The following is a 25,796-nucleotide window of genomic DNA, read 5'->3' on the forward strand; positions in this document are numbered from 1 at the left end:
GACCGATGTTGGGCATGTCGGCAACTTAAGAGGCCGCAGTTGGAGAACGCTCAACGATCACTTGCCGCCTCGCCACGCCAACCGGAACGTGACGGAACGCGATGGAACGCCGTGATATGGGGGTCTGTCGACAGTAGAGGGGGCAGAAGTTGATGAAGCATCTGAGCCTTGTGGGTACTCGCCGTCTGGCGGCTTTGACCGCGCTGCTGGCCGTGGCGGCGCTGGTACCGTCCGGGCCTGCCGGTGCTCTGACGCAGCCGGTGCCGAGGGGGGAGCGCGCCGTCTATGTGACCAACAGCGCCACCTCCGACATCTCCAGATTCGTCGTTGACCCGGCCACCGGGCGGCCGGTCCTGACCGGCGATCGGGTGGCCGCTGGGCCGGGGGTGCGTCAGATGGCGTTCACCCCGGACGGCCGCGCCGCCTACGCGGTCAACGCGGGCGACGACGATGCGGGCACCATCTCGGCCTACACGGTTGGAGCACAGGGCCTGTTAACTCCGCTGGCCACTGTCGCGACCGGCGGAGCCGTACCTCTGGGAATTGTCGTCACGCCGGGCGGCCACTTCCTGTATGTCGCTCATGTCTTCAGCAAGTCCGTGGCCGGGTTCGCGATCGCTCCTGACGGGCGGCTCAGCCCGCTGAGCAGCTCTCCTACGGAAACCACCGTGGCCAATCCGCGCGGCCTGGCGGTGACGCCCGACGGACGGTTCCTGTACGTCGGTCACGGCGATCCCGGCCCCGACCGGCTCACCTCCGTCGGCGCGATCAGCACCTTCGCGATCAAGGACGACGGCACCCTTGCCGAGGTCACAGCGCCGGTACGGCTGGGCCGCTTCTGCGGGGCCATGGCCATCTCGCCCGACGGCCGCCACCTCTACCTGACCTGCAGCGACACCTCCGAGATCTACGGCTTCGCGATCGGCTCGGACGGCGTGCTGACCGCGCTGCCCCGTTCGCCGTACGCCGTGTCGACCTTCCCGGAAGGCATCACCACCTCACCCGACGGACGTTTCGTCTACGTCGCCAGCCCGGCCCCGGGCGCGGGCAACACGCCTCTCGGCGACGGCGCGGTGTCGGGCTTCTCCGTCGGCACCGACGGAGCTCTCGCGCCGGTGAAGAGGTCGCCGGTTCCCGCCGGTATCGGCCCGGTCGGGATCACCACGGTGCCCGACGGGCGATTCCTCTACGCCTCCACGGGCGATCCCCGCGGCGGGGCACTCGGCGCGTTCGCTCTCAGCGCCACCGGGACGACGCGTACCCTGCCCGGCTCGCCCTTCACCACTGGGGGAGCGGAGCCTGCTTTCGGGTCTGCCGCGGTCCTGCCTGACCAGGGGCCGGTCGCGGGCTTCGCTGCCCGTGTCGCCGGCCGTACGGTGGCCTTCGACGCGTCGGCGTCCACCGACCCGGACGGGCGGGTGGCGCGCCACCGCTGGGACTTCGGTGATGGCACCTCCCTGACCAGCGCAGACCCCCGGATCGCCCACCTCTACCCGCGAGCCGGGACGTTCCGTGCGGCCCTGACCGTCACCGACAACGAGGGTTGCTCCACGGTCCTCATCTCCACCGGGCAGGCCGTGCTGTGCAACGGCACCCCGGCCGCTGCGACCGCACGCGACATCGCCATCCGGTTCTGACGGCAGCACCCAACGGTGAGTTGATCAGCCTGTATATCTCGTGCCTAGGTTTTGACAATGCCGCCGACCTAGCCTGAGCGCGTAGACAGATCCGCCTTTCTTGCAAACCGAAAAGGGGTGTCGACCATGAAGATTGTCTTCGCCGTGCGCAATGCCATGAGCAGGCAGCGGAGCTTGAAGTCCAAGGCTTGGTACATCTGGTACTAAACCAACCTGGCCCACAACAAGAGTCCGCGCTTCGCCGAACAGAAGCGCGGACTCCGGTGTACTCGGAGAGCCCCATGTCTCTTGCCCAACTCCCCAGCACCCGAGCGACCGTGTTCGCCCCGCGCCTCGCCGCCCTGTTCCGGGATCACCTGGGAAAGGACCTGTTCAGGCTGGAGCCGGACACCATCGGGATCGCCGGCCACGAGCTGGCCGACGCCATTCTCGCCGCCCGCCGGGCCACCGAGGGCGAGCGGCCGACATTCAAGCCACTGCAGGGCCGTACGATATCGCACGGCGAAGCCGCGACGCTGATGCGGGCCATTGGCCACGACGTGCGACAGGCATTGAAAGAGCCTTTACCGGCGAATGCGAAATTGACCGGTCCTTGGCCACTCACCGGGCACACATTGTTGCGCGATCTGATTCTGCATCCCGACCAATATCGGCTGCGGATGCTCATGAGCAGATATCTCGAACTCACCCCCAAACTGACCTGGTCGGTCATCGCGGTGGGGGCGGCACTTCCCGGCTGGTTGAAACCGGGCACCAGGCTGGCGCAGGTGGCGGCGGGGGCGACGGGCTACCAGGATCGGCGCCACGCGATGGGGATGTACCGCAGGACCGCGGCGCCGGTCTGCTTCACCATCTCCACGCTCGTCGCGAACGCCCTCTGGCTCGGCTCACCGTTCGACGACGGAGTCCCCAGCAGGCACATCCTCCACGAGGCGCTGCGGCTGCTGCCGCCGTCGTGGAACATCCTGCGCAACCGCTCACCCGAATATCCCGGCATCGACCCACGCATCGGCCACGGCGACGACGTCCTCATCCTGCCGCTCCTGTCCCACCGCGATCCGGCCCTGTGGGATGAGCCCCATGAGTTCCGGCCGGAGCGCTGGGAGCACCTCGATCCCGACTCGGCGCCCGGCTACCTGCCGTTCGGGCACGTCTCGGAGCGGTGCTGGGGCAGGCATCTGGTGATGCCTCTGGCCGAGCTGCTGCTCGACCGGGTACGCGAGACGGGACTCAGCGTGGATCCCCGGCAGCGCAAGGCCAAGGTGCCGCTGCTCGGCCTGCTCGGAGTCGATTTCATCCATGTCCGCTGAGCTCTTCTTCACCGACCAGCACGAGGCCTACCGGTGCTGGCGTGAGGGCGGCGGCGTGCGGAAGGTCCGATTCCCCGGCGCCATCCCCCTCGAAGGATGGCTGGTCACCGGCTACGCCGACTGCAAGGCGGCGCTGAACGATCCCCGGCTGAGCAAGGACCGCGCGAGCGAGCGGTACGCCGAGCAGTCCGGCATGCACGAAGGGCCGGGCGAGGCGATGACGACGCACATGCTCAACTCCGACCCACCACGGCACACCCGGCTGCGCAAGCTCGTCCTGAAGGCTTACACGAAGCGGCGGGTGGAGGCGCTCCGTCCCAGGATCGAGGCCTTCACCGACGCGTTGCTGGACGAGCTCGACGGCGCGGACACGGTCGACCTGCTCAGCCGGTTCGCGTTGCCGCTGCCGGTCGCCGTGGCCTTCGAACTCCTCATCGGAAGCCAGGTCAGCCACCAGGAGGACCACCAGGTCCGCGGCAACACGCACGACGACGGTCCTGGCGACGGGGAAGTGTCGATCATGACCGCGGAGCGCATGGTCGGCCACATTCGCGCCATGGTCGCTCACAAGCAGGTCAATCCCGGCGACGACCTGCTGTCCTCGCTGCTCGCCGTACAGGAACTCAGCCCGGAGGAGATCACCTCGATGGCCTTCCTGCTGCTGGTGGCCGGCCATCAGACCACGGTGAACCTCATCGCCAACGCCCTCTACCTCCTGCTCACCCACCCCGGCCAGCTGAGCGCGCTGCGCGCCGACCCCGGCCTCACCTCGGGGATGATCGAGGAGACGCTGCGCTGCGAGAGCCCGTCCGGCCTGGCATCGCTGCGCTACACGACCGAGCCGGTGACGATCGGCGGCACGGTGATCCCGGCGGGGGAGTTCGTCCAGATCGCGCTGCTGGCCGCCAACCGCGACCCGGCGGTCTTCGCCGACCCTGACAGGTTCGACATCACCCGCGACAACTCCCGGCACCTGGCTTTCGGCCACGGCATCCACCACTGTCTCGGGGCGTCGCTGGCGCGCCTGCAGGCGGAGATCGCGATCACCCGGCTCCTCGGCAGGTTCCCCGGGCTGCGCCTGGCCGACCTCCCGGAGTGGCAGCACAACCCCCGTCATCGGGGCCTGCTGGAACTCCGGGTGCATCTGAGATGACCTGCGAGTCGCGCCAGCGCTCTGCCGATGCCAGCGCGTCCAGGCTGATGCCCTCCAGGAACGCGCCGCCCCTGGCCAGGCGGCGTCCCCTGGGCGTGTCGAGCCCCAGCGTCTGCCCAGCCGCCTTCGTGATCTCAGCCGCCACGAGCGTTCGCCGCGAGCTGATCACCGCCGAGCGGTACCAGGCGTCGTCGTCGACCACGTAGACGTCGCGCCGCCCCCGGGGATCGCGTTCGCGCCTGATCAGCCCCTGCTGGGTCAGGTAGCCCACCGCCATGGAGATCGAGGCGGGACTGACCTTCAGCCCGCGCGACAGCTCGGCCGCGGTGAGCCTGCCGTCCTCGCTCAGCCACAGGCCGATGAGCACGCGCGCCACCATCTTCGGCAGGCCCATCCCGACCGCCATCTCGACCGCTCCCTCTTCCACCTCGAAGACCTTGCGGTCCCGGGGTTCTGCCTCGGGCCAACGTGCCGGGGCGCCGCGCCGCGCCCGCCGCGCCGTGGCCTGGTGCGCCCGCTCGGGGCGGTAGTCGCCGGGACCGCCGTTGCGTCCGACCTCGCGGCTGATCGTCGAGGTCGGCCGATCCAGCCGCCTGGCGATCTCGGCGTACGAGCGGCCTTCTGCCAGGCCGTTCGCGATCCGCTGGCGGTCCTGCCGGGTCAACCTTCCTTCTGACATGACACCACTATTGCGTTCGCCGCCATCCAACGCAACGTTCCATTGCGTTCAGCTTCATTGTCAAAGCATCACTTTTGCGGCTGCGAGCTGCGCTTATGCGAGTCCATTGATTGACGGAATTGCTGAAGGCAACGAAGCTTTCAATGGTGATGAACACGTACTATCGCAAGAAGTCGCGCATTCTCCCCGCGCTCGGCCTGCTGGTTCTCGCGCCGCTGGTCGGCGAGTATCTGCTGGGCAACATCGCCATCAACGCCCTACCGATGATCATCGGACTGATTCCGCTCTATGGCGGTGGTGCGCTGCTGATCCGCGAGGTCGCCCGCCGGTGGCGGCTGGGGTGGCCGGGGATCATCCTGCTCGGCCTCGCCTATGCCGTGATCGAAGAGGGCCTGCTCACCCGGTCGCTGTTCGACCCCGACTATGTCGGGCTGCGATTGCTCGACTATGGATTCGTTCCTGCCCTGGGCATCGGCGCCTACTGGACCGTGTTCGTTCTGGCCATCCATGGGGTGTGGAGCATCGCCGTGCCGATCTCGATGGTGGAGGCGGGCTCACACCGGCCGGACACCCCCTGGCTCGGCAAGGTCGGCCTCACCCTGACAGCCGTCCTGTTCCTGCTGGGCGGCGCCGTACCCATCGCCCTGGCAAGTCCCGACATCTACCCGCTGTCGGCCGGCCAGATCACCTGGACACTGATCACGGCCGCCGCCCTGATCATCACCGCGTTCCTGCCCGCGCGATCCCGCCGCCCCCCGCTCCAGGCCACGCCGCCCGGCCCATGGACCGTCTTCGCGATCACCCTCGTGGCCGGGCTGGCGTTCTGGCTCCCCACATTGCTCGCCATGGTGGGAATCACGCTGGAGTCCGTCGTGCCCGCGTGGATCACGGTCGGCTTCTACCTCGCGCTCTACGCCACGATGACGTTACTCATCCTGCGCTGGTCCCGGCGCACGGGCTGGGGCCCTTGGCACAGGTTCGCCCTGGGCGCCGGCGGCCTGGTCACCTACGCCTGGCACAGCTTCCCCCAGCAGCCGAGCTTCCCGGCACCCGCGAACGTGGACCTCATCGGCAACGCGCTCTTTGCGCTCGCCGCCCTCGGACTGCTCGCCTTCGTGGCAGTACGGCTCCGCCGGACCATGAAGAAGAATCCGGGCTCGGGTCTACAAGGACGGCAAGCTCGTGCCGCCCAGCCCCTGCCTTGAGGTGGACGTCCAGCCGCAGGAGCGGGCCGAGGTCATCCAGATGAACGGTGGCCTGGAGAGGTTCCTGAAGGCCCACCCCGGCCTGGACGTGAGCACCCTCCCCGACGACCCGGCCCTCCTTCGTGAGCGGCTCCTCGACTGGACCCGTGGGGGAGGGCTCGGCGGCCCCGTCGAGGGTGACGCCGACCAGTTGTGGGCGGCGGCCGGGATCGTGCTCTTCCATCCAGAGGGCCCGCTCTCGCCGACGGTCCGCGCGGCCGCCTACCGGATGCTGGCCGACCTGCCAGGGGTACGGTCGCTCGGCCGGGTCACCGACCCCAAGGGGCGTCAGGGCCAGGCCTTCACCCACACCGCGCCGGGCGGCGGCGGGAGCACCAGCCGCATCATCCTCGATCCCGAAACCGGGCAGTCGCTCGCCATGGAGCCGTACGAACGTCCCGACGGCCCGCGTACCGCTGGTCCGCCTGCAGGCGGAGATCGCGATCACCCGCCTCCTCGGCAGGTTCCCCCCGTGTTGCGCCTGGCCGACCTCTCGGAGTGGCAGCACAACCCTCGCCATCGGGGGCTGCTGGACCTCTGGGTGCACCGGAGATGACCGGCAGTGCAGGTATGTGCTGGGCGTGGACGATTTCGCGAGCGGTGGCGATCCCACCCGAGCCAGACGGTTGGCGGTGCCTTCGCTTCGGTGATTTCTTAGGGTGTATGACCCCACAGCTGCCCTTCCGTACCGAGCATCCGCTGGCGATGCCCCCGCTCTTACAAGAGCTGGCCGGGCTGGGCCCCGTGCACCGAGTCCGTACCCGGACGGGACACGACGCCTGGCTGGTCACCGGGTACGAAGAGGTCAAGCACTACCTGTCGGACGACAGGCTGGGTCGCTCCCATCCCGACCCGGCCAACGCCGCCCGCACCGGAGAGTCGGTGCTGTTCGGCGGCCCGCGCGGGAACTTCGAGACCGAGCGGGAAGAGCACGCGCGGATGCGCTCGCTGCTCCAGCCGCACTTCTCGCCCAAGCGCATGAGGGCCTTCACCCCGAGGATGGAGGCCATCACCGACGAACTGCTCGACGACATGGCCGCCCACGGCTCACCCGCCGACCTGTGCCAGGCGCTCGCCCTGCCCCTGCCGATCCTGGTGATCTGCGAACTGCTCGGCGTGCCGTACGAAGACCGGCCGCAGTTTCGCACCTGGAGCCAGCAGACCGCCGACGTGACCAACCGCGAGCTGTCGGAGCAGGGCCTGTTGGCTCTGTACGGCTACGGCCAGGACCTCGTCCGGCGCAAGCGCAAGGAGCCCGGTGAGGACTTCATCAGCCAGATGATCGACCGGATTCCCGACGACGAGATCGCCATGCTCTCCATGGCGATGTTGTTCGCCGGGCACGAGACCACGGTCGTCGCCATCGAACTCGGCGCCGTCTGCCTGCTGACCAACCCCGAGCAGTGGCAACTCCTCCTCCAGCGGCCCGAGCTGATCCCCGGCGCGGTGGATGAGATGTTGCGCCTGCCCGCCGACGCCATCGGCGTCATCCCGCGCTACGTCCGCACCGACCTGGACCTGTGCGGCACCCACGTGCGCGCCGGTGAACTGGTCGTGCTCGACACCACCGCCGCCAACCACGACGCCACCGCGTTCCCCTCGCCCGAGCGCTTCGACATCACCCGGGACAACGCCCACCACGTGGCCTTCGGTCACGGCCTGCGCTACTGCATCGGCGCCCCGCTGGCCCGCCTCGAACTACGGGTGGCCTTCAGCAAGCTCCTCGCGCGCTTCCCAGGTCTGCGGCTTGCCGTACCCGCCGAGCAGCTACGGCGCCAGCCCGACAGGCTCACCAGCGGCGTGGAGGAACTGCCGGTGACGTTCTGACCCGCGCCGGCGGTGAGAAAGGGCGCGCTGCCGTACGGTGGACGCGAGTTCGACCATGGAGGCACAACCGTGACCGAGGGATCTCGACGGCGTGTGGTGATCGCCGAGGACGAGGCGCTGATCCGCCTCGATCTCAGGGAGATGCTCCAGGAGAACGGCTTCGTCGTCGTCGCTGAGGCCGGTGACGGGGAGGAGGCGATCAGGCTGGCCACCGATCTCCGTCCCGACCTGGTCATCCTGGACGTCAAGCTGCCCGTGCTCGACGGTATCTCGGCGGCAGGACGGATCGTGGCCGAAGGCATCGCGCCCTGCCTGATCCTGACCGCCTCCTCACAGCGGGACGCCGGGGCGATGGCCTTTCTGGTCAAACCGTTCACCGCCACCGACCTCGTGCCCGCCATCGAAAGAGCGGTGAGCAGGCACGAGGAGATTCGGGCGTTGGCCAAGGAGGCCGCCGACCTGCCGGAACGGCTCGAGACCAGGAAACTGGTGGAGCGGGCCAAGGGTCTGCTGATGACCCGGCACGGGTGGACCGAGCCGCAGGCGTCCCGCTGGCTACAGAGGGCGGCAGTGGACCGCAGGCTCAGCATGCGCGACGTGGCCCAGCTGGCTCTGTCGGAGCGTCCCCTGGAAGAGGTCCTTCGGGAGGCTTTCCGCGCGCATGCGCAGTATTCGGCATCGCCCGGGTCAGCAGCCGTTCCGGTGACGCTCTACCTGGGCGATGAGGGCGGCAGCGCGTCCACGGAAGGGGCGCTGGCAGACCTTCTGCGCGCCTTCGGATACGGCGACCTCGACTGGAGCCCGCCGATACGCGGCTCGTGGCTGAGGCGGATGATCGGCCGCACCACTGACATGCTGACCTCCAATGGCGCCAAGGACATCGGCAACGAGCTTCGCAGGGCTATAGAGCTCCAAGGGCTCCACCGGGCACAGGCCGAGGTGGATGAGAAGAAGGCCGCTGCGGCCAGTGCCCTGATTACGGCTTTGGGGTCGCAGCGGAAAGCCGCAGTGCTGATCGGCTCCCTGCTGCTGCTGAAGGATGGTGACACCTGCGTGGTGCGGGAACTGACGCAGAAACAGCTCATCCACATGGAGCGAAATCCGGCTCTTCTGCAGGATCCGGCCGCGTTGTTGACCGCCCTGCAATGTGTGGAGGACGCGTCCTGACCCCTGCGCCGGGCGGTTTCGGTGATCGGCATGAACGGCCTGCTCCTCACCTCGCTGGGGTCGGCCGAGGAGAGGTACGCGGCGCCGCACATCGAGTGCGGCGCTGCGACAGCCGGGGATCGTTACTTCCAGGCGCGTGGGCGGAGGGGTTCGTCGAGTTCGACGGGTCCGGCCAGGTTGTCGACCAGGCCGACCAGCGTGGCGAAGGCGCACTCGGTGACCAGCTGCAGCAGGTCCGCCGGGCCGAGCCCCGCGCCGGTCGCTCGCCGTACCACTGCCTCCGGTACGGCTCCGCGCTCGATCACCAGCGCCCTGGCGAAGGCGTAGACGGCCGCGTGGAGCTCCTGGCGGGGTTCCGCGCCTCGGCGCATCGCCTCGATGTCGTCCTGGCCGACGCCCAGGTGGTCCAGCACGGTCGAGTGGAACGCGACACCGTAGGCGTTGCCCACGGCGACGCCGACCGCGACCCCGGCGATCTCCCGATGCACCGGGTCGAAGGACTTGTCGCCGACGGCCCGGCGCAGCCCGTCGAAGCCCGCCAGGAGCGTGGGGCTGGCCGCGATCACGCCGGCGAGGTTGGGGACGAAACCGAGGTCGGCCTCGATGCCGTCGAGGATCGGCCGGGACTCGGCAGGAGCGGTTCGTGCGGTGAGAATCGAAAGGTTCATGGAGCGACCTTCTCCCCGGCCCCCGCCCGGCCGCACTTCCTTCGGAGGGAAGCGACGCCCGCGCCCGCGCCGCCGTACGGTCGAGCCATGGACTCGTCCTTCGGCGCCCTGGTGCGCTACTGGCGCCGGGTACGCGCGATGAGCCAGCTCGCCCTCGCCTCGGCCGCGATGACGACACCCCGCCACATGAGCTTCCTGGAGACCGGCCGCTCCCACCCGAGCCGGGAGATGGTGCTCAGGCTGGCAGGTGCGCTGGACGTCCCGCTGCGCGACCGCAACGGCATGCTCCTGGCCGCCGGATTCGCCCCGCTGTACGCGCACAGCGGGCTCGACGATCCGGCGATGCGGAGGGTGGCGGCCGCCATCGGCCAGATGCTCGACAGGCACGACCCGCTGCCCGCCGTCGTGATGGACCGCGGGTGGAACCTCCTGCGCGCCAACCAGGGGGCGGCGCGCCTGTTCGCGTCCGCGCCCATCCCGGCGGACGCCAACGTGCTGAAACTGATCATCGAGCCGGGACCGGTCCGCGACGCCGTCGCCAACTGGGGCGACGTCGTGCCCGCGCTCCTGGAACGCGCGCGCCGCGAGGCGGTGGGCGGCGTGCTCGACCTGGCCACCGCAGAACTGGTGCAGCAACTGCGGTCGCGCCCGGAGGTCGAGCGGCTCATCACGGCGCCCCCGGCGATCCCGGTCTTTGACGTGCACTTCCGGGTCGGGGGCGCGGTCATCCGGTTCTTCTCGATCGTCTCCACCATCGGAACGCCGATCGACGTCACCGCTCAGGAACTCCGTGTCGAGGCGTTCTTCCCCTCGGACCACGAGAGCGCGGAACGCTGGAACGCGGAGTTCCGCGCGGCCATCTGATCTTCATACGTAGATCATTCCTAGTTAGATAACGCTTCTATCCAATGAGTGAAGATCATCGTCATGACGAACATTCGCCGTACCCTCACCGCCCTCGGCCTGGCCGGAGCCGCCGCTGCCACGATGTTCACCACCGCACCCGCCGCACACGCCGCCAGTGGCGGCGGCTGCGGCAACTGGCCCTCGTGGGAGGTGCGGGCGTGCATCAGCGTGGTCAGCAACGGAAGCGTGGTGGCCGACGGCTACCTCAATGCAAGCGTGCCCGGTTGCGCCCGCATCTCCGTCGCGCTGATCGACCGCAGCGGCAGCACCCTGCGCAGCACCCAGATCTCGTGCAGGACCGGGTTCCTGGCCGCGGTGGGCGAGCCCGCCGTCGGCGGGCGCACCTACTACAGCCGGATCCGCGTCTGGAACTCCAGCAACACGATCATCGCCGAGTCCACCAGCCCGGCGCAGTACACCTGACCCGTAGGGGTGTATCAGGGGGATTCCGGATGGTGCCAACCTGGCGGGCTCTCTACGGTCACCCCCATGACTGACAGAACACTGCTGCGTGCCGGGGCGTTCGCCGGGCCGCTGTTCGTGCTGATCTTCCTCGTGGTGGGGGCCACGAGGGAGTCCTACGATGCGATGCGCCATCCGATCAGCTCCCTGGCTCTGGGGCCGGGCGGATCGGTGCAGGTCGTCAACTTCGTCCTGGCCGGAGCGCTCAGCCTGGCGCTCGCGGCCGGGCTGTGGAAGGTCCGCAAGGCCGGGTCGGTGCTGATCGGGGTGTGGGGGCTCGGATTCCTCGGCACCGCGTTCTTCACGACCGACCCGGTCGGCGGCTATCCCGCCGGAACCCCGCTGTATCCCGTGGGCACCGTCCACGGGATGCTGCACAACCTCTTCGCCCTGGTGGCGGCGATCGCGTTCGTGGCGGCCTGCATCGTGATGGCGCGCGGTTGGGTGGCCTACAGCGTCGGCACCGCCGTGGTCTTCGTCGCGGCGATGGTGGTGTCCGCCGTGGGGACGGCGCAGACGGCCGGCTTCGTGGGCGTGGCGGGACTGTCCGACCGGATCGCGGTGGTGGCGGCATTCGCCTGGCTGACCGCCGTCGCGCTGAGGGAGGCCAGGCGGGCGGCGGTAATTGGCTCGAACGACCAGGTCGCCGGTTGATACGTTCCGTGATGTGGAACCGCTCAACGACAAACAGATCCGCGCATCCTTCGTCAACTGCTCCAAAGGCGAGGCGAGCCGGATCAACCTTCCCCGCGACGTCCCCTGGGAGGATCTCGACTTCCTCGGCTGGCGGGATCCGGGCGCGCCCGAGCGCGGCTACATCGTGGCCGAGCGCAAGGGCGAGCCGGTGGGGGTGACGTTGCGGTTTCCCACCGAAGTGACCAGGAGCTTCACCAAGTCCACGGTCTGCTCGGTGTGCGTCAGCGCGCACTCCGGGCAGGGCGTGGCGCTGTTCGTGGCCCCGCGCGCGGGCGCGTCGGGACGGCTGGGAAACACGGTGGGCACCTACATGTGCGCCGACCTGCAGTGCCCGCTGTACGTCAGGGGGAAGAAGCTCACGGACCTCGGGGTGCAGTTCGAGACGCTGACGCTGGAGGAGCGGGTGGATCGGATGCTGGTCAACCTAGGCCTGTTCGTCGACCGCGTGTTCAACGGCTGACACGTCTGCCGCTACGGTGGCCCGGTGCACTTGATCACCGCGTTATTGCTGGCCGCAGCGACGGCCGTTCCAGGCGTCCCCCAGGACGGGCGGTCGGAGCCGGTCGCCGACCCGGTCTTCCCCGCCTACGGCAACGCCGACATCGACGTCCTGCACTACGGGCTGAAGCTGGACTGGAACCCCGGCAGGCGCGAGCTCACCGGCACCGCACGGCTCAAGGTGCGGGCGGTGAAGCGTCTCGACACGATCGCCCTCGACTTCAGCCGTGCGCTGAAGGCCGACGCCGTCACCGTCGCGGGCGAACCGGCCACCTCCCGCCACCCGGGAGACGACCTCGTCGTACGGCCGGCCGCCCCGCTGGCGGCGGGCGCCGAGACCGAGGTGGTCGTGCGCTACCACGGCGGGCCCAAGGCGGTGCGCACCAAGCAGCACCGCAGCGACCTGCGGCTGGTCGGGCTGAGAGCAGCCGCAGACGGCAGCGCGTGGGCGCTGCAGGAACCGTACGGCGCCTTCACCTGGTTCCCCGTCAACGACCTGCCCTCGGACGAGGCGCTCTACGACGTGGCCATCACCGTCCCCAAGGGGTGGGCGGCCGTCGCGCACGGCGCCTACGCGGGACGCGACGGCGGAACCTTCCGCTGGCGCTCCACCCACCCCGTGGCCAGCTACGTGACGCTGTTCACCGTCGACCGGTACCGGAAGTTCACCGGCGGGGGCCCGCACGACCTCCCGATCACCTACTGGGTGCGCAAGGAGGACCAGGCAGGACTCCTGCCCACCCTGCGGAAGACGCCCGCCGTCCTGCGCTGGCTGGAGAAGCGCCTCGGCCCCTACCCCTTCCCCAGCGCGGGCGTGGTGGTGACGAGCGAGACGGGCATGGAGACGCAGCAGATGGTGACGTTGTCGCCGGAGTTCCTGCGGCCAAGCATCATCGCCCACGAGATGGCCCACCAGTGGTTCGGCAACGCGGTCACCCCGCGCACGTGGCGCGACCTGTGGCTGAACGAGGGCTTCGCGATGTACTACGAGTGGCTCTGGGTGAGCGAGCACGAGTGGACCAGCATGGAGGAGACGCTGGCGTGGGCGCGCGGGCGGGACAGGAAGCTGCGCAAGACCTCGGGGCCGCCCGGTCACTACAAGCGCGACAGGTTCGCCGACAGCAACGTCTATTACGGACCGGCGCTGATGCTGCACGAGATCCGCACGCGGCTGGGCGACGAACGGTTCTTCGCCACCATGCGGGCGTGGGCGCAGGAACACCGCGACACCACCCAGGACAGGGCGTCGTTCACCACGTGGCTCAACACGAGCACGGGCGAGGACTTCACCTCGCTGATCTCCGCGTGGCTCGACTCGCCCACAACCCCTTCATGACGTACGGCTAGCGCTTGAGGTAGGCCAGGACGGCCAGGACGCGGCGGTTGTCGTCGGCGGACGCGGTGATCCTGAGCTTGCCGAAGATGTTCGCCGTGTGCTTGGCCACCGCGCTCTCGCTGACGTGCAGGAGCGCGGCGATGGCCGTGTTCGACCGTCCCTCGGCCATCAGCTCCAGCACCTCGCGCTCGCGGGGCGTCAGGGAGGCGATCATGCCGCGGGCCTCGCTGCGTGAGAGCAGCTTGGTGATGACCTTCTGGTCCATGACCGTGCCGCCCGCCGCGACCCTGCGTACCGCGTCGACGAACTGCTCGGTGTTGGTGACCCTGTCCTTGAGCAGGTAACCGATGGCGCCGTCGCCGTCGGCCAGGAGCTCGTGGGCGTAGAGCTGGTCGACGTACTGCGACAGGACGAGAACGGGCAGGCCAGGCCGCTGCCGCCTGGCCCGCAGCGCGGCCTGGAGCCCCTCGTCGGTGAAGGTGGGTGGCAGCCGTACGTCGACCACGGCCACGTCCAGCTGCTCCTCCAGCAGCGCGCGCAACAGGGAGGGCCCGTTGTCGACCGCCGCCACGACCTCGCAGCCATGCTCGGTCAGCGTGCGGACCAGGCCGTCCCTCAGCAGGAAGAGGTCTTCTGCGAGGACAACGCGCACGGGATCTCCATCGTCACGGTGGTGGGGCCGCCAGGCGGGCTGTGCAGGGCGAGCACGCCGTCGAAACTATCCAACCGGCGCGCCACGCCGCGCAGTCCGGTTCCCTTGGCGAGGTCGGCCCCGCCGCGCCCGTCGTCGGTGACGGTGATCCGCAGCTCCGCGTCCCGCGCCGCCATGACGATCCTGACCTCGCGGGCGGCGGCGTGCTTGGCGGCGTTGGCCAGGACTTCGCTGACCGCGAAGTAGGCCGCCGCCTCGACCGGGGGCGGCAGCCGTACCGGCAACGTGGTTTCGACGTGGACGTCGAGGAAGTTGTCCAGGGCAAGGGAGCGTACGGCGTCGCCGAGGCCGCGGTCGGCGAGCACGGGCGGATGGATGCCGTGGACCAGGTCGCGCAGGTCGTCCAGCGCCTGCGCGGCGTTCTGGCGCGCGTCGGTGAGCAGGTCGCGGGCGGTGGCCGGATCGCTGTCGAGCAGCCGGGCGGCGCCGTCCAGCGCCATGCCCAGGGAGATGAGCCGCGCCTGGGCCCCGTCGTGCAGGTCGCGTTCGATCCGCCGCACCTCGGCGCTCTGTGCGTCGAGCGCCTCCGCTCTGGCCTCGGTGAGGTGTTCGATCCGCCTGACCAGCTCGACGCTGCGCGGCGCCGCCAGCGCCCATCGGCTCCACCGGGCGTGCAGCCGCAGTACGGCGGGCGCGAGCGCCACTCCTGCCACCGCGAGCCCGAGCCCCAGCACCGCCCCCGCGACCGGGTTGTGACCGGGGAGGAACCCGTACCAGTCGGCCTGCGGCGCTACCAGTTCGATCACCACGCCGATCGCGCCGTACTCGACGAGCAGGAGCGGAAGGGTTACCAGCAGCCCGCCGGTCACCGGCTCCAGCCAGGCCCACATCAGGTCGCGCCAGAACCCCTCGTCGCCCAGGATCGCGGGTGCCCGGTCGCCTTTGAGTGGCTCTGGCCCGGTCACGGCGGCCGGTGTCCATGCGCGGGCCCGGTCCGACAGGAGGCGCAACATCACCGCGGCCGGCGGCAGCAGCAGGAATCCCAGGCCGACGGGCAGCAGGAGAACGGCCAGGACCACGAGCCCGCCCACAAGGGGTACCGCCAGGGCGAGCAGGCTGAGCAGCAGGCATCGCCTGAGGGGCGCGAACAAGGATCAGCTCACTTTCGCATTCCGGGCACCTTGGAGCCTAACCATCAGCGCCACCGCCAGGCTCGCCGCCCCGAACGCCACCATGGGGACGGCAGCCCCGCTCTCCTCGTCCATGAACAGCAGCAGACCGATGTTGATCACCGTGTGGAACCCGCCCGCGAGCAGCAGCCTCCCCGACCGCACCCGGTCGAGCGCCAGCCCCAGCACCACTGACAGGGACACGGCCGCCAGCAGGAACCCGCCCGCGTACACCGGCCCCCGCCCGAAGACCGGAACATGCCAGGCGCCCCACAGCAGCCCGGTCACGACCGACGAGGCGAGCGGGCCGAAGCGGGTGCGCAGGAGCGGCTGCAGCAGGCAGCGCCAGCCGACCTCCTCGCCGCACGCCCCGGCCAGCTGGGCGACGAGCACGAGCGCGACGGGATGGCCCAGGTCGGCAGGGGAGGTGAAGTGGGGATCTCCGGTGATGACGCCGTAGGCGGTGGCGCAGAGCGCCACGACCAGCAGGGCCAGCGCGACCAGGGCGGGGCCGCCAGCGCCGCGGACGGCCCCGAGAGCTCCGGCGAGCGCCGAACGCACCGCGGCGGGCCACAAGATCGCCACGGCCGCGACTCCGAGCGCCGGGCCGAACTGGGTGAGCTGGATGACCTCGGCCGGCACCCCGGTCAGGGGTTGTACGGCGTTGAGCGCCCCGGATGCCAGCAGGGCGACGAGGAAGAAGACGCCGCCGATTCCAAGAATTTTCCGCATGTGCTCGACGATGCCGATCGGCGGAGCCCGTTCCACTGGACCTGGCAACAGAACAGGGGTGTACCCAGCACCAGGTCCTCAATGTTACCTTGATGGCTCAAGGTAAAGAGGAGTACGGCATGCCTTATGTGTACGTCACCTTCATCCAGGCCACGCCGGAGCGGGTCTGGCACGCGCTGACCGACGCCGACGTGAGCGCCGCATACTGGGCGGAGCACTGCAACGTCTCCGACTGGAAGGTCGGATCACCCTGGGAGCATCCGCGCACCGACGGTTCCGGGATCGTCGACCTCGTCGGCACGGTGCTGGAGGCCGCGCCGCCCAGGCGGCTGGTGATCACCAGGACCGGCCCGAACGAGGAGCGGCCCCTCGGCCCCGGCCGGGTCACCTTCGACATCGAGCCGCACGGCGACATCGTCCGGCTCACCGTCACGCACGAGAACCTGAGCGACCACGACGAACTCGTCTCCGTCTCCGCCGGATGGCCGTGCGTGCTGTCCAACCTCAAGACGTTCCTGGAGACCGGGCGCGTCCTCCCGCAGGGACCGTGGGAGATGTACGCGCAGATGCGCGCCGCCCGGATGGCACTCAACGACCCAACCGATCGGCCAGCCCGTTGAGGTAGTCAGGAGTGAGCGGCCCCACGCCGAACAGGACGCGCATGTAGATCGGCGCCAGCAGATGGTCCAGCACCTCCAGCGCGTCGGGCGGTTCCTCGCCGCGGTCGCGTGCACGGTCGAGCATGACCTGCAACTGCCTCCTGCGGTCGGCCAGAAGCTCGTCACGCGCCTGAAGGCCCTGCTGGCCCTCGCCCGACAGCGCGACGGTCAGCCGCACCAGCGCCAGGCCGTCGGGTCCGGTGACCTCGCGGGCCACGTTGGTGGCGTAGGTGCGCAGGTCACCGGCCAGGCTCCCGGTGTCGGGCATCGGCGCCTGCGTGTTGAGCCGGGTCAGCAGCACATCGCTGAGCAGGGCCTGGAGGTTGCCCCACCGCCGGTAGAGGCTGGTGTCGGCCACACCTGCGCGGGCCGCGACCTCGCCGACGGTGAAGTTCCCGTAGCCACGCTCGCTGACCAGGTCGGTGACGGCCTGGTGCACCGCCGCGCGCACCCGGGCGCTGCGGCCGCCGGGCCGCCTGGCTCGCTCCTGCTCATCCATACTCCCACCTTAACGCAGTTGACACTTGCGTTAGAGTCTCCCTAAACGCAGCTATTGGCTGCTTTTAGGAGGGATGTACGTGAAAGCGTTGCTCACCCTGACCTGTGCGGGTCAGTTCATGGTGTTGCTCGACAACACGATCGTCGGCGCGGCCCTGCCCGACATGCAGCAGCGGCTCCACACCGGGCTGACCGGCCTGCAGTGGATCGTCGACGCCTACGTGCTGCTGGTGGCCATGTTGCTGCTGTCGGGAGGCGTCTTCTCCGACCGGTTCGGCCGCAGGCGGGTGTTCCTGGCCGGGGTGGTGATCTTCACGGCGGCGTCGGTGGTGTGTTCGTTCGCGCCCTCGATCGGCTGGCTGATCGCGGGGCGGGTGTTGCAGGGCGTCGGCGCCGCTGCACTGAGCCCCGCCTCGCTGGCGCTGCTCGCTGCTGCGTACCCCGCTCCCAGGGAGCGCGTCAGGGCGATCGGGTTGTGGGCCGGGTTCAGCGGCATCGGCCTGGCCGCAGGACCGCTGGCGGGCGGGATCCTGGTGGAGTCCTTCGGCTGGCCCGCCATCTTCCTGGTCAACGCGCCCATCGGGGCGATCCTGCTGCTGGCGGGGCTGCGCCTGCTGGGGGAGTCGCGCAACCCGGGCGCGCCGCCGATCGACGTGCCCGGCACGCTCCTGTCCGTCGCGGGCGTGGGGGCCCTGACCTACGGCCTGATCGAGGGCGGTTCCCGAGGCTGGACCTCGCCGGTGATTCTGGGCAGCTTCCTTGCCGGGCTGGCGCTCCTGGCGGCGTTCGTCGTGGTCGAAGGCCGGGTGCCGACGCCGATGCTGCCGCTGCGGCTGTTCCGCCGGCGGCTGTTCACGGTGTCCAACACGGCGATGGTCGTGGTCGGGTTCGCGCTGATGGGGTCGTCGTTCTTCTTCTCCCAGTTCTTCGTCTACGTTCAGGGGACGTCGATCATGGTCGCCGGGTTGCGTACCCTGCCGGTCTCGCTGGCCATGGTGATCGTCAGCCCGTTCGCGGGCAGGTTGGCTGCCAGGTACGGCTACCGCGTCGTGGTCAGCATCGGCCTGGCGCTGGCCGGGGTGGGGCTGCTGGCCCTGGGCCTCGTCCACGCCGACACCGGCTACGGCAACGTGTGGTGGCGGCTGGCGGTCGCCGGCATCGGGTTCGCCCTCACCATGTCACCGCTGACCGGAGCCGCCATCCAGGCGGTCAGCCCGCAGGAGGGCGGTCTCGCCTCGGGCATCAGCAGCACCACGCGGCAGATCGGCGCGGTGCTCGGCGTGGCGGTGCTCGGGGCGATCGTCCACGCGCGGGAGTCCGGCGGCGGGACCTTCGAATCCGGCCTCAACACCGCCTTCCTCGCGGCGGGCGCCGTGACCCTGGCCTGCGCCGTACTCACAGGCCTGTGGCTGACGGCGGCCCGGACACCGGCAGCCGTCCGGGCCAAGCAGCCAGTGGGCTGACATGTCCTGATGTGGCCACCACGGTAATGATCGACCGTGCTCGGCGAAGAGAAGGGGCAGGCATTTCATCGATCGAGGGTGGAGGGCACATGCACGCTGAGAGGTTCCGCACGGCACGGCGCCGGCTCGTACGGGCAGGCTGCGCCGTCCTCCTGCTGCCCGCGCTGTTCTGGCCCGCGCTGTTGTGGCCCGCACGGGCGTCCGCTGCGGACGTCACCGTGACCTGCGGGAGCACCCTGACGTCCAGCGTCACCCTGACCGAGGACCTGACGTGCCCGGGGGACGGGCTGATCATCGGCGCCGACAACGTGACCATCGACCTGGCCGAGCACACCATCAGGGGCGCGGGCAGCGGCACAGGCGTCCAGGTCGGCCCCTCAGGCACCGCCTGGACCGGAACCGTCATCCGCGACGGCCGGATCGAAGGGTTCGCCACAAGCGTCGGCGCTGACGACCTGCGCCCGCACATCACCCTCGACCTCCGCGACATGACGATCACCGGAGGTCCCGTACGGCTTCGCGGCGGCGCCTGGCCGGAGCTGTCCATCGGCGGTTCCGGCCACCGGTGCGCCGTGGACGCCGTCGTCGTCCGCCAGATCCGCCTGACCATCGACCGCTGCGCCCTGCACAGCGTCTCGGCCCTGAACACCTACACGACGCTCACCTCCAGCAAGCTGACCTCGGGCGGCCTTTCCTTCAGCGAGGGCAACGCCGGACTCGTCACCGGCAACGTCTTCGACAACGCCCCGGTCAGCGCGGACAACAACAGCTGGAACCTCGTGCTGCGCGACAACGTCTTCAGGAACGCCGACATCGCGGTGCGGGCAGGCTGGGCACCGGCCGCCGTCATCGAGGACAACACGTTCAAGGACAACTCGATCGGCGTGTACGGCTACCTGATGGACGCCACCATCACCGGCAACCGGTTCACCGGCAACGGCACCGCCGGAATCTACGTCCAGCGTTCCACCTCCTCCACGCAGTCGTTCAGCAGCAACGTGTTCAAGAGGAACGGCCATGATCCCAGCGGGCTCACCGACGAGGCGGGCTATCCAGTACGCGGCGCCATCCACATCGGCCGCGCGACCTCCCCGATCACCCTGACGGGGAATGTCGGCAAGCACAACGCCGGACACTTCATCTGGGTCTCGCCGCCCTCAGGAGTGATCGACGGCGGCGCCAACCGCGGACACCCCTGCGGTCCGCAGCCTCTTCCGCTGGTCTGCCACTGACGCGCGACGAGATCGATCAGGAATCGAGAAGCGCCTCCATCCCGGTGGCCCGCAGCACGTGGGTGCTGGAGGTCATCGGGACCAGGACTCGGAGGCAAACACGGTGAGAGGACTGTTTTCCGCCAGGAAGCTGACCGCAGCGGCCGCCGTCACGGCCGTCATCGTAGCGGGAGTTCAGCTCCTCACCACCGCCGCCCATGTGTCCGTCCGCCGGGCCAATTCCTGACTGGGTGCAGTGGGCTCATCGCATCGTCGTGAGGTGCAATGACGACGCCGCACCGGACCTGACGCGACGCGGCCAATGGGCAGGCGGGTACAGCCGCTCGTATGTGAGGTGCCCGAGCACGCCCAACTTCCGCGGCATCTCACGCGCATGGGTTGAGGAGCACTCGGACAACTAGCCTCCGTCCAGGGACGGCCCGCGCCGAGGTCCGGGGCGAACCTTTCTCGCCTGGGGTGACTCCAACAGGCATGAAGAGAATCTTAACGACGGCAGCGCTCGCTCTCGCCCTGCCGCTCGGCATCGCCCCCGCCGCTCAGGCGTCCACTCACCAAGCGCAGCTGGTGGCTCAGGCCTCCACTCCCAAGGCGCGCAATCTGAAGGTCACCCCCGCGGTGCGCAAGGCGCTCGGCGACGCCTACTGGAACCGTTCCACGCACTTCAAGCGCAGCCAGGTCGACGGACCCACGCACGTCTACTACGGCGAGCTGAACCACGTGTACTGGGCCCTGGGGCAGGTGGGCGTGAAGGGCGACGAGATCAGCTACCAGGACGGCCCGCACATCTGGAAGCGCAAGGCCAAGGGGAGGTGGGTGCACGTCGGAGACACCGGCGGCGACCTGTCGGCGGTGCCCAAGGCGCTGCTCAAGGTCTGGCATCTCACCTCTCCTGGCGGATAGGACCGCCGGCGGGGCTGGGTTCTGCGACGATGGCCTTCATGTCGGACTCGATGGGTACTGTGCGTCTGATCGTGAAGCAGCCGGCTCGGTCGTCACCGTCCCGCTGGGTGAGCTGCCGCAGGCGCGGTCCTGGCTCACTGGCGGGGCCAACGAGCCGATCACCGCGGAACAGCTGCTGACCGTCGTGGATCCCGCCAGCCTCGCCCTGGTCGCCCAGGAGGCCGGAGTCGAGCCCGCGGCGTTCGCTGAGGCGGTGGCCGGCGCGCTCCCCGACGTGGTCGACCAGGCTTCCCCGGACGGGCAGGTCGACCCGCAGCTCAACGTCCGCATCGTCGGCGGGGACGAGATCGAGCCCCACTCCCACCCGCACCAGATCTCCCTCAGATGAGGTTCAGGAACCGTACGTCGGTGAGGTCTTCCGACAGTTGCCACAAACGGCGGCCGGTCTCGGGGTCGGCCGCCGCGGTGGACAGGCGCACCCGCGTCGGAGCGCCGCGTAGCTCGGCGAACCCGCCGGGCCCGATGAACTCGCCGCTGTTCACCCCCGGAGCGGTGGCCGCGTACAGCTGAGGCAGCGCCCCCTGCTCAGGGGACTGGGCGAGCGGGGCGAGAACGCGGCCGAACAGCACCTTCACCAGGGCGACCGGCGTGCCCTTCTGGAGGTTGGTGGAGGTGTAGCCGGGGTGCGCGAGCACGCTGCGCACAGAACCCCCGGATGCTGCCAGCCGCCGGTGGAGTTCCCAGCCGAAGACGGCGTTGGCGAACTTCGACTGGTTGTAGAACCCCATGGGTGAGTACGAGCGCTCCCCGGAAAGGTCGTCGAGGTGGAGGCGTCCCTGCCGGTGGTTGGTCGACGTCACCGTGACCACGCGGGAATCACTGCCCTCGGCCAGCAAATCGAGCAACAGACCCGTGAGCGCGAAGTGGCCGAGGTGGTTGCAGGCGAACTGCAGCTCGTGGCCCTGCGCGCTCAGCGTGCGCGGCGGGGCCATCACACCGGCGTTGTTCACGAGCACATCCAGCCGCGGATGATCGGCACGCAGCCCATCGGCGAACTCCCGGACGGAATCGAGGTCGGCCAGGTCGAGGCGGCGCACCTCGAGCGCGGCGCCAGGGTGGTCGGCGGTGATCCGCGCGGCGGCCAGGCGGCCCTTGGCTTCGTCGCGTACCGCGAGGATCACCTGCCCGCTCTTGCGTGCGAGCGCCCTGGCGGTGGCCAAACCTAGGCCGCTACTGGCTCCGGTGACGACGGATACCCGCGTGGACTGGTCAGGGATCTGGTCGGCTGTCCAATGCTGCTTTTTCGACATGCTGCACACATTGTCGCCTATGGCACTGGGTGTCAATGCGCTACTAAGTGCCGTGGATGGCATGCGGTAGGGTCGTGGGGTGAGCTCGATCAGCATGGCCCAGCGCAAACGCCAGCTCGTCTCCGACGAGCTGAGCGAAGCGGCACTGCAGCTCCTGGCGCTGAAGGGGTTCGACGCCGTCACCATCGACGAGATCGCGGCCACTGCGGGCGTGTCGAAACGGACGTTCTTCCGCTACTTCGCCTCCAAGGAGGACGTGGTCGTCCAGTTCCTCGCCGACATGGGCGACGGCATGCGCGCCGCGCTGGCGGCTCGCCCCGCGGAGGAACGGCCGTCCGTGGCGCTGCGGCACACCGTCTGGGTGCCCATGGCCGCGTGCGCCGACCATTCCGACAGGGCGCTGCGCGTGGTTCAGCTGATCCTGCGGACCCCCGCCCTGCGCGGGCGCTTCCTGGAGCGCCAGGACCAGTGGCGCGAGGACCTGGCGGCGGGGCTGGCGCAGCGCCTAGGGCTCGACCTCGGCACCGACCTGTATCCGGGGCTCGCCGCCGGGATGGCGCTCGCCGCCTTCGACGCCGTGCTGCAGCGGTGGAGCGCCAGCGGCGGCGCCGAGGAACCTTCTGAACTGACCGACCGCGCCTTCGCCCTCCTTGCCCCGGCCCTGGACTGACCAGCGACTGAAGGCCGATCACCGGGGCAGTAGCCCCATGTGACCGATGAGGGGCTGGTGTTGCTGGTGGCATGGGCGCAGTTGCTGGCGCTCCTGGGCCTGCTCGCCTACTTCCTGCTGCGGGGGCGGGTATGAGACGGCTGCTCGTGCTCGCCGCCGCCGCGTTCGTGCTGGCCGGATGTGCCAGCCCCGCGTGGGACGAGCACGACTACGAGCTCAAGGCGCAGGAGAGCGCCAAGTCCGTCGCGTCGACCCTGGAGATCGTACGGCTGGCCGTACGGGATGAGCATCGGCTGGTCACCCCCTACCTGAAGACCCTGCTCACCGAGGCCGCCAAGGACGTGGGCGGCGTGAACGCGCAGTTCGGCGCCGTCCAGCCGCCGACCGGCAGATCGGACGAGCTGCGCGAGCGGCTCCTCGACCTCACCGAGCAGGCGGAGGACGAGGTGGACGAGCTGCTCATCCAGGTCAGGCGCGACGGCATCGAGGATCCGGCGCGAGCCGTACGGCAACTGGACGACCTGGCCAGGAAGCTGCAGGCGATGGCATGAAGAAGCTGTTCGCCGTCACCCTGGGCATCCTGACCGCCTTCGGCGGGTTCGTCGACATCGGTGACCTGGTGGCCAACGCCCTGGTCGGCGCCAGGTTCGGGATGTCGCTCGCCTGGGTGGTGGTGGTCGGCGTGGTGGGCATCTGCCTGTTCGCCGAGATGTCGGGGCGGATCGCCGCCGTCTCGGGCAGGCCGGTGTTCGACCTGGTCAGGGAGCGGCTCGGCCCGCGCGCCGGGCTGGTGAACCTGGGCGCTTCCTTCTTCATCAACCTGCTCACCCTGGCCGCCGAGATCGGTGGCGCCTCGCTCGCGCTCGAACTGGTCACCGGGGTCAACTACCTGATCTGGGTGCCCGGTGTGGCGTTCGTCGCGTGGCTGGTGATGTGGCGGGTCAAGTTCGAGACCATGGAACGGGTCTTCGGGCTGGCCGGGCTGGCGCTGGTGGCGTTCGCGGTGGCGTTGTGGCAGCTCGGGCCCGATTGGGGCGAGCTGGGCGGTCAGCTGTTCAGCCCGCCGGAGCAGGAGGGCGCCGCCACCTACTGGTACTACGCGATCGCCCTGCTCGGTGGCGCGATGACCCCGTACGAGGTGTTCTTCTTCTCCTCCGGCGGCGTCGAGGAGAAGTGGACGCGCAAGGACCTGCTGGTCGCGTGGGCCAACGTCTTCGTCGGCTTCCCGCTGGGCGGGTTCCTGTCGCTGGCGATCGCCGGATGCGCGGCGGTGATCTTCCTGCCGGTCGGCGCGCAGGTCGACACACTGGGCCAGATGCTGCTGCCCGCGGGCATCGCGCTGGGCAAGGTCGGCCTGGTCGCGGTGATCTTCGGGGTGTTCGCCGCGACGTTCGGGGCGACGCTGGAGACCGCGCTGTCGTCCGGCTACACCTTCAGCCAGTATTTCGGCTGGCAGTGGGGCAAGTACGTCAAGCCGGTCGACGCCGCCAGGTTCCACACGACCGTGCTGGTCGCCGTGATCGTCGCCACCGCGCTGATCCTGACCACCATCGACCCGATCAAGGTCACCGAGTACTCGCTGGTCTTCTCCGCCGCCGCGCTCCCGCTCACCTACCTGCCCGTCCTCATGATCGCCAACGATCCCGACTACATGGGCGAGCACGTCAACGGCAGGTTCAGCAACGCGCTCGGCACCTTCTACATGGTCGTGCTGCTCGTCGTGGCGGTCGCTGCCATCCCGTTGATGATCGCGACGAAGGCGGGCCAGTGAACGGGGCGAGGGAGATACACGCCGGGTTGCACCTGCTCGACCGGCAGGTCGTCAGGGCGAGCACGGGGCGGCTGGTGTGCAAGGTGGACGACCTGGAGCTGGCGGGCGAGCGGCCGTACGTCTCCGCCATCCTGGCCGGTCCGCTCGCCCTCGGCCCCCGGCTCGGCGGCCTCCCGGGGAAGCTGATGACGGCCACGACCGCGCTGTTCCGGCCGGAGGCGGACCCGCAGCCCAGGCGTATCCCGATGGGCTTGGTCACCGAGCTGGGCAGCGCGATCACCGTCGGCGGCGATCCGGCCGAGCCTGCGCTCGAACGTTGGACCAGGGAGAACGTCATCTCCCGCATCCCAGGCTCCGGCTCGCAGGACGAGGAGGAAGGCGAGCCCGTCAAGGCCGAGCCGGGCGCGCCCCGGCTGAGCGGCCTGCTGGGCGTGACCGTCACCGACGCCGCGGGCGCCGTCGTGGGCAATGTCCATGACGTACGGCTGCGCCAGGACGGGCCGATGCTGATGCGTACGCAACTGGCCTTCCAACTGTCCGGCCTGATCGTGAGCCCTCGCTACACCGGCCAGCTGTTCGGCTACGAGCGCGGCCCGGGAGGCAGGGCTCCGTGGCTGGTCAGCGCGCTGGTCAGGCGGCTGCACAGGAACAGCAGGTTCGTCGTCTGGGAGCAGATCGCCGCGCTCGGCGAGGACGGCATCAGGCTCGCGGTGAGCGAGGCCGACCTGGCGCCGCTCACCGAGCTGGACTACTGACCTGGAGGCCGATTACGGATTGATGATGAATCGTCTATCGGTGGCGTCCAGCCTGGGGCCATGAGCAGAAGCGTGTCGCGGCGGATCGTCCGGGGGCTGGCGGTGGTGATCGGTGCGATCGTCTACGCCGTTATCAAGATCAGGTGCTGCTGCGGCGCGTGGCGAGCACCGCGGCGACCGTAAAGACCACGCGCAACCAGGCGTACGACGTGGTCCCCGGCTGAGCTGGTAGGCCAGGAATGCCGCACCCGCCGCGTTCACCCTGGGGGCGATCAACAGTAGAGGCAGGGGCGCCACCCATGGGTGAGAGCCCGGCGGACGGCGGAGGCCGCCGCGGCCAGACCAGGCCTGGAGGCCATGGATGATCCTTCTCGCGGTTCTTTCGCACAGGCGGCGGAAGTC

28 protein-coding genes and 1 pseudogene are annotated in these 25,796 nt (G+C 69.5%); 22 read left to right on the forward strand and 7 right to left on the reverse strand.

Features of this window, described 5'->3' with window-relative positions; all coding sequences use genetic code 11:
- Positions 1-170: 170 nt before the first annotated feature.
- From ACIBG8_RS03765 to ACIBG8_RS03780, 4 genes are all read left to right on the forward strand, one after another.
- Positions 171-1,637, forward strand: a complete 1,467-nt coding sequence (locus tag ACIBG8_RS03765) for a beta-propeller fold lactonase family protein (protein ID WP_397340940.1) — start codon at positions 171-173, stop codon at positions 1,635-1,637.
- Between the two features lie 126 nt (positions 1,638-1,763).
- The gene (locus tag ACIBG8_RS03770) at positions 1,764-1,844 is read left to right on the forward strand and encodes a tryptorubin family RiPP precursor (protein WP_397343889.1); all 81 of its coding nucleotides are present in this window, start codon (positions 1,764-1,766) and stop codon (positions 1,842-1,844) included.
- Positions 1,845-1,954: 110 nt separating this feature from the next.
- Entirely contained in the window at positions 1,955-2,947 is a 993-nt protein-coding gene (locus tag ACIBG8_RS03775; protein WP_397340942.1) for a cytochrome P450, read from the forward strand.
- The gene (locus ACIBG8_RS03780; RefSeq protein WP_397340943.1) at positions 2,937-4,100 is read left to right on the forward strand and encodes a cytochrome P450; all 1,164 of its coding nucleotides are present in this window, start codon (positions 2,937-2,939) and stop codon (positions 4,098-4,100) included. Before ACIBG8_RS03775 ends, ACIBG8_RS03780 begins: the two co-directional genes overlap by 11 nt.
- Here ACIBG8_RS03780 and ACIBG8_RS03785 read toward each other — a convergent pair.
- Positions 3,991-4,779: a helix-turn-helix domain-containing protein gene (locus ACIBG8_RS03785; protein ID WP_397340944.1), complete on the reverse strand. Its 789-nt coding sequence runs from the start codon at positions 4,777-4,779 to the stop codon at positions 3,991-3,993. The genes ACIBG8_RS03780 and ACIBG8_RS03785 overlap by 110 nt on opposite strands.
- A gap of 149 nt (positions 4,780-4,928) precedes the next feature.
- Between ACIBG8_RS03785 and ACIBG8_RS03790 the strand changes: the two genes are divergently transcribed.
- From ACIBG8_RS03790 to ACIBG8_RS03805, 4 genes and pseudogenes are all read left to right on the forward strand, one after another.
- Positions 4,929-5,984 (forward strand): hypothetical protein, encoded by a 1,056-nt coding sequence (locus tag ACIBG8_RS03790; RefSeq protein WP_397340946.1) that lies wholly within the window; start codon positions 4,929-4,931, stop codon positions 5,982-5,984.
- Entirely contained in the window at positions 5,962-6,579 is a 618-nt protein-coding gene (locus tag ACIBG8_RS03795; RefSeq protein ID WP_397340947.1) for a hypothetical protein, read from the forward strand. The genes ACIBG8_RS03790 and ACIBG8_RS03795 overlap by 23 nt, the downstream gene beginning before the upstream one ends.
- A gap of 107 nt (positions 6,580-6,686) precedes the next feature.
- Positions 6,687-7,850 (forward strand): cytochrome P450, encoded by a 1,164-nt coding sequence (locus ACIBG8_RS03800; RefSeq protein ID WP_397340948.1) that lies wholly within the window; start codon positions 6,687-6,689, stop codon positions 7,848-7,850.
- Positions 7,851-7,946: 96 nt separating this feature from the next.
- Positions 7,947-8,471 (forward strand): annotated as a pseudogene (locus ACIBG8_RS03805) (ANTAR domain-containing response regulator); the annotation flags it as partial.
- 668 nt (positions 8,472-9,139) lie between these two features.
- On the opposite strand, the gene ACIBG8_RS03810 reads toward ACIBG8_RS03805, so the two are convergent.
- Positions 9,140-9,685, reverse strand: a complete 546-nt coding sequence (locus tag ACIBG8_RS03810; RefSeq protein ID WP_397340949.1) for a carboxymuconolactone decarboxylase family protein — start codon at positions 9,683-9,685, stop codon at positions 9,140-9,142.
- A gap of 87 nt (positions 9,686-9,772) precedes the next feature.
- On the opposite strand from ACIBG8_RS03810, the gene ACIBG8_RS03815 reads away from it, so the two are divergent.
- The 5 genes from ACIBG8_RS03815 to ACIBG8_RS03835 all read left to right on the forward strand — a co-directional run bounded on the left by ACIBG8_RS03815 (position 9,773) and on the right by ACIBG8_RS03835 (position 13,583).
- Positions 9,773-10,549, forward strand: coding sequence for a helix-turn-helix domain-containing protein (locus ACIBG8_RS03815; RefSeq protein ID WP_397340950.1), 777 nt, complete (start codon positions 9,773-9,775; stop codon positions 10,547-10,549).
- Between the two features lie 63 nt (positions 10,550-10,612).
- Positions 10,613-11,014, forward strand: coding sequence for a hypothetical protein (locus ACIBG8_RS03820; RefSeq protein WP_397340951.1), 402 nt, complete (start codon positions 10,613-10,615; stop codon positions 11,012-11,014).
- A 66-nt stretch (positions 11,015-11,080) separates the two neighbouring features.
- The gene (locus tag ACIBG8_RS03825; RefSeq protein WP_397340952.1) at positions 11,081-11,707 is read left to right on the forward strand and encodes a DUF998 domain-containing protein; all 627 of its coding nucleotides are present in this window, start codon (positions 11,081-11,083) and stop codon (positions 11,705-11,707) included.
- Between the two features lie 13 nt (positions 11,708-11,720).
- The gene (locus ACIBG8_RS03830) at positions 11,721-12,209 is read left to right on the forward strand and encodes an FBP domain-containing protein (protein ID WP_397340953.1); all 489 of its coding nucleotides are present in this window, start codon (positions 11,721-11,723) and stop codon (positions 12,207-12,209) included.
- Between the two features lie 24 nt (positions 12,210-12,233).
- Positions 12,234-13,583 (forward strand): M1 family metallopeptidase, encoded by a 1,350-nt coding sequence (locus tag ACIBG8_RS03835; RefSeq protein WP_397340954.1) that lies wholly within the window; start codon positions 12,234-12,236, stop codon positions 13,581-13,583.
- A 7-nt stretch (positions 13,584-13,590) separates the two neighbouring features.
- Here ACIBG8_RS03835 and ACIBG8_RS03840 read toward each other — a convergent pair whose 3' ends face one another.
- The 3 genes from ACIBG8_RS03840 to ACIBG8_RS03850 are packed head-to-tail and all read right to left on the reverse strand — an operon-like array spanning position 13,591 to position 16,136.
- Positions 13,591-14,235 carry a LuxR C-terminal-related transcriptional regulator gene (locus ACIBG8_RS03840; protein ID WP_397340955.1) on the reverse strand — a complete coding sequence of 215 codons (645 nt, stop codon included), beginning with the start codon at positions 14,233-14,235 and terminating at the stop codon, positions 13,591-13,593.
- Positions 14,199-15,386: a sensor histidine kinase gene (locus ACIBG8_RS03845; protein ID WP_397340956.1), complete on the reverse strand. Its 1,188-nt coding sequence runs from the start codon at positions 15,384-15,386 to the stop codon at positions 14,199-14,201. Before ACIBG8_RS03845 ends, ACIBG8_RS03840 begins: the two co-directional genes overlap by 37 nt.
- 3 nt (positions 15,387-15,389) lie before the next feature.
- Entirely contained in the window at positions 15,390-16,136 is a 747-nt protein-coding gene (locus tag ACIBG8_RS03850) for a lysostaphin resistance A-like protein (RefSeq protein ID WP_397340957.1), read from the reverse strand.
- Positions 16,137-16,255: 119 nt separating this feature from the next.
- On the opposite strand from ACIBG8_RS03850, the gene ACIBG8_RS03855 reads away from it, so the two are divergent.
- Positions 16,256-16,756 (forward strand): SRPBCC family protein, encoded by a 501-nt coding sequence (locus ACIBG8_RS03855; protein WP_397340959.1) that lies wholly within the window; start codon positions 16,256-16,258, stop codon positions 16,754-16,756.
- Here ACIBG8_RS03855 and ACIBG8_RS03860 read toward each other — a convergent pair.
- The gene (locus tag ACIBG8_RS03860; RefSeq protein ID WP_397340960.1) at positions 16,725-17,294 is read right to left on the reverse strand and encodes a TetR/AcrR family transcriptional regulator; all 570 of its coding nucleotides are present in this window, start codon (positions 17,292-17,294) and stop codon (positions 16,725-16,727) included. The two genes, ACIBG8_RS03855 and ACIBG8_RS03860, sit on opposite strands and share 32 nt — an antisense overlap.
- Before the next feature lie 79 nt (positions 17,295-17,373).
- Between ACIBG8_RS03860 and ACIBG8_RS03865 the strand changes: the two genes are divergently transcribed.
- From ACIBG8_RS03865 to ACIBG8_RS03880, 4 genes are all read left to right on the forward strand, one after another.
- On the forward strand, positions 17,374-18,756 hold the full coding sequence (locus ACIBG8_RS03865; protein ID WP_397340961.1) for an MFS transporter: 1,383 nt from the start codon (positions 17,374-17,376) through the stop codon (positions 18,754-18,756).
- An 89-nt stretch (positions 18,757-18,845) separates the two neighbouring features.
- A complete protein-coding gene (locus ACIBG8_RS03870) occupies positions 18,846-19,988 on the forward strand; it encodes a right-handed parallel beta-helix repeat-containing protein (protein WP_397340962.1) in 1,143 nt (380 codons plus the stop codon).
- 471 nt (positions 19,989-20,459) lie between these two features.
- Positions 20,460-20,888 (forward strand): hypothetical protein, encoded by a 429-nt coding sequence (locus tag ACIBG8_RS03875; protein ID WP_397340963.1) that lies wholly within the window; start codon positions 20,460-20,462, stop codon positions 20,886-20,888.
- Between the two features lie 112 nt (positions 20,889-21,000).
- Positions 21,001-21,276, forward strand: coding sequence for a YidB family protein (locus ACIBG8_RS03880; protein ID WP_397343890.1), 276 nt, complete (start codon positions 21,001-21,003; stop codon positions 21,274-21,276).
- Here ACIBG8_RS03880 and ACIBG8_RS03885 read toward each other — a convergent pair.
- Positions 21,269-22,198: an oxidoreductase gene (locus ACIBG8_RS03885; protein WP_397340964.1), complete on the reverse strand. Its 930-nt coding sequence runs from the start codon at positions 22,196-22,198 to the stop codon at positions 21,269-21,271. The genes ACIBG8_RS03880 and ACIBG8_RS03885 overlap by 8 nt on opposite strands.
- A 79-nt stretch (positions 22,199-22,277) precedes the next feature.
- Between ACIBG8_RS03885 and ACIBG8_RS03890 the strand changes: the two genes are divergently transcribed.
- The 4 genes from ACIBG8_RS03890 to ACIBG8_RS03905 all read left to right on the forward strand — a co-directional run bounded on the left by ACIBG8_RS03890 (position 22,278) and on the right by ACIBG8_RS03905 (position 25,394).
- Positions 22,278-22,868, forward strand: coding sequence for a TetR family transcriptional regulator (locus ACIBG8_RS03890; RefSeq protein ID WP_397340965.1), 591 nt, complete (start codon positions 22,278-22,280; stop codon positions 22,866-22,868).
- A gap of 131 nt (positions 22,869-22,999) precedes the next feature.
- Complete coding sequence (locus ACIBG8_RS03895; RefSeq protein ID WP_397340966.1) at positions 23,000-23,419, forward strand: hypothetical protein; 420 nt, start codon at positions 23,000-23,002, stop codon at positions 23,417-23,419.
- Positions 23,416-24,639, forward strand: a complete 1,224-nt coding sequence (locus ACIBG8_RS03900) for an NRAMP family divalent metal transporter (RefSeq protein WP_397340967.1) — start codon at positions 23,416-23,418, stop codon at positions 24,637-24,639. The genes ACIBG8_RS03895 and ACIBG8_RS03900 overlap by 4 nt, the downstream gene beginning before the upstream one ends.
- Entirely contained in the window at positions 24,636-25,394 is a 759-nt protein-coding gene (locus ACIBG8_RS03905) for a hypothetical protein (RefSeq protein WP_397340968.1), read from the forward strand. Before ACIBG8_RS03900 ends, ACIBG8_RS03905 begins: the two co-directional genes overlap by 4 nt.
- Positions 25,395-25,796 lie beyond the last annotated feature (402 nt).

Origin of the sequence: Nonomuraea sp. NPDC050556, assembly GCF_044457355.1 — a bacterium.
In the GTDB taxonomy this organism is placed as follows: domain Bacteria; phylum Actinomycetota; class Actinomycetes; order Streptosporangiales; family Streptosporangiaceae; genus Nonomuraea.

Bases quoted from the DNA above. Each gene is read 5' to 3' on its own strand.
- ACIBG8_RS03770 (WP_397343889.1), top strand. From the start codon at position 1,764: ATGAAGATTGTCTTCGCCGTGCGCAATGCCATGAGCAGGCAGCGGAGC.
- ACIBG8_RS03780 (WP_397340943.1), top strand. From the start codon at position 2,937: ATGTCCGCTGAGCTCTTCTTCACCGACCAGCACGAGGCCTACCGGTGC.
- ACIBG8_RS03785 (WP_397340944.1), bottom strand. From the start codon at position 4,779: ATGTCAGAAGGAAGGTTGACCCGGCAGGACCGCCAGCGGATCGCGAAC.
- ACIBG8_RS03790 (WP_397340946.1), top strand. From the start codon at position 4,929: ATGAACACGTACTATCGCAAGAAGTCGCGCATTCTCCCCGCGCTCGGC.
- ACIBG8_RS03800 (WP_397340948.1), top strand. From the start codon at position 6,687: ATGACCCCACAGCTGCCCTTCCGTACCGAGCATCCGCTGGCGATGCCC.
- ACIBG8_RS03810 (WP_397340949.1), bottom strand. From the start codon at position 9,685: ATGAACCTTTCGATTCTCACCGCACGAACCGCTCCTGCCGAGTCCCGG.
- ACIBG8_RS03815 (WP_397340950.1), top strand. From the start codon at position 9,773: ATGGACTCGTCCTTCGGCGCCCTGGTGCGCTACTGGCGCCGGGTACGC.
- ACIBG8_RS03820 (WP_397340951.1), top strand. From the start codon at position 10,613: ATGACGAACATTCGCCGTACCCTCACCGCCCTCGGCCTGGCCGGAGCC.
- ACIBG8_RS03825 (WP_397340952.1), top strand. From the start codon at position 11,081: ATGACTGACAGAACACTGCTGCGTGCCGGGGCGTTCGCCGGGCCGCTG.
- ACIBG8_RS03850 (WP_397340957.1), bottom strand. From the start codon at position 16,136: ATGCGGAAAATTCTTGGAATCGGCGGCGTCTTCTTCCTCGTCGCCCTG.
- ACIBG8_RS03855 (WP_397340959.1), top strand. From the start codon at position 16,256: ATGCCTTATGTGTACGTCACCTTCATCCAGGCCACGCCGGAGCGGGTC.
- ACIBG8_RS03860 (WP_397340960.1), bottom strand. From the start codon at position 17,294: ATGGATGAGCAGGAGCGAGCCAGGCGGCCCGGCGGCCGCAGCGCCCGG.
- ACIBG8_RS03870 (WP_397340962.1), top strand. From the start codon at position 18,846: ATGCACGCTGAGAGGTTCCGCACGGCACGGCGCCGGCTCGTACGGGCA.
- ACIBG8_RS03875 (WP_397340963.1), top strand. From the start codon at position 20,460: ATGAAGAGAATCTTAACGACGGCAGCGCTCGCTCTCGCCCTGCCGCTC.
- ACIBG8_RS03885 (WP_397340964.1), bottom strand. From the start codon at position 22,198: ATGTCGAAAAAGCAGCATTGGACAGCCGACCAGATCCCTGACCAGTCC.
- ACIBG8_RS03895 (WP_397340966.1), top strand. From the start codon at position 23,000: ATGAGACGGCTGCTCGTGCTCGCCGCCGCCGCGTTCGTGCTGGCCGGA.
- ACIBG8_RS03900 (WP_397340967.1), top strand. From the start codon at position 23,416: ATGAAGAAGCTGTTCGCCGTCACCCTGGGCATCCTGACCGCCTTCGGC.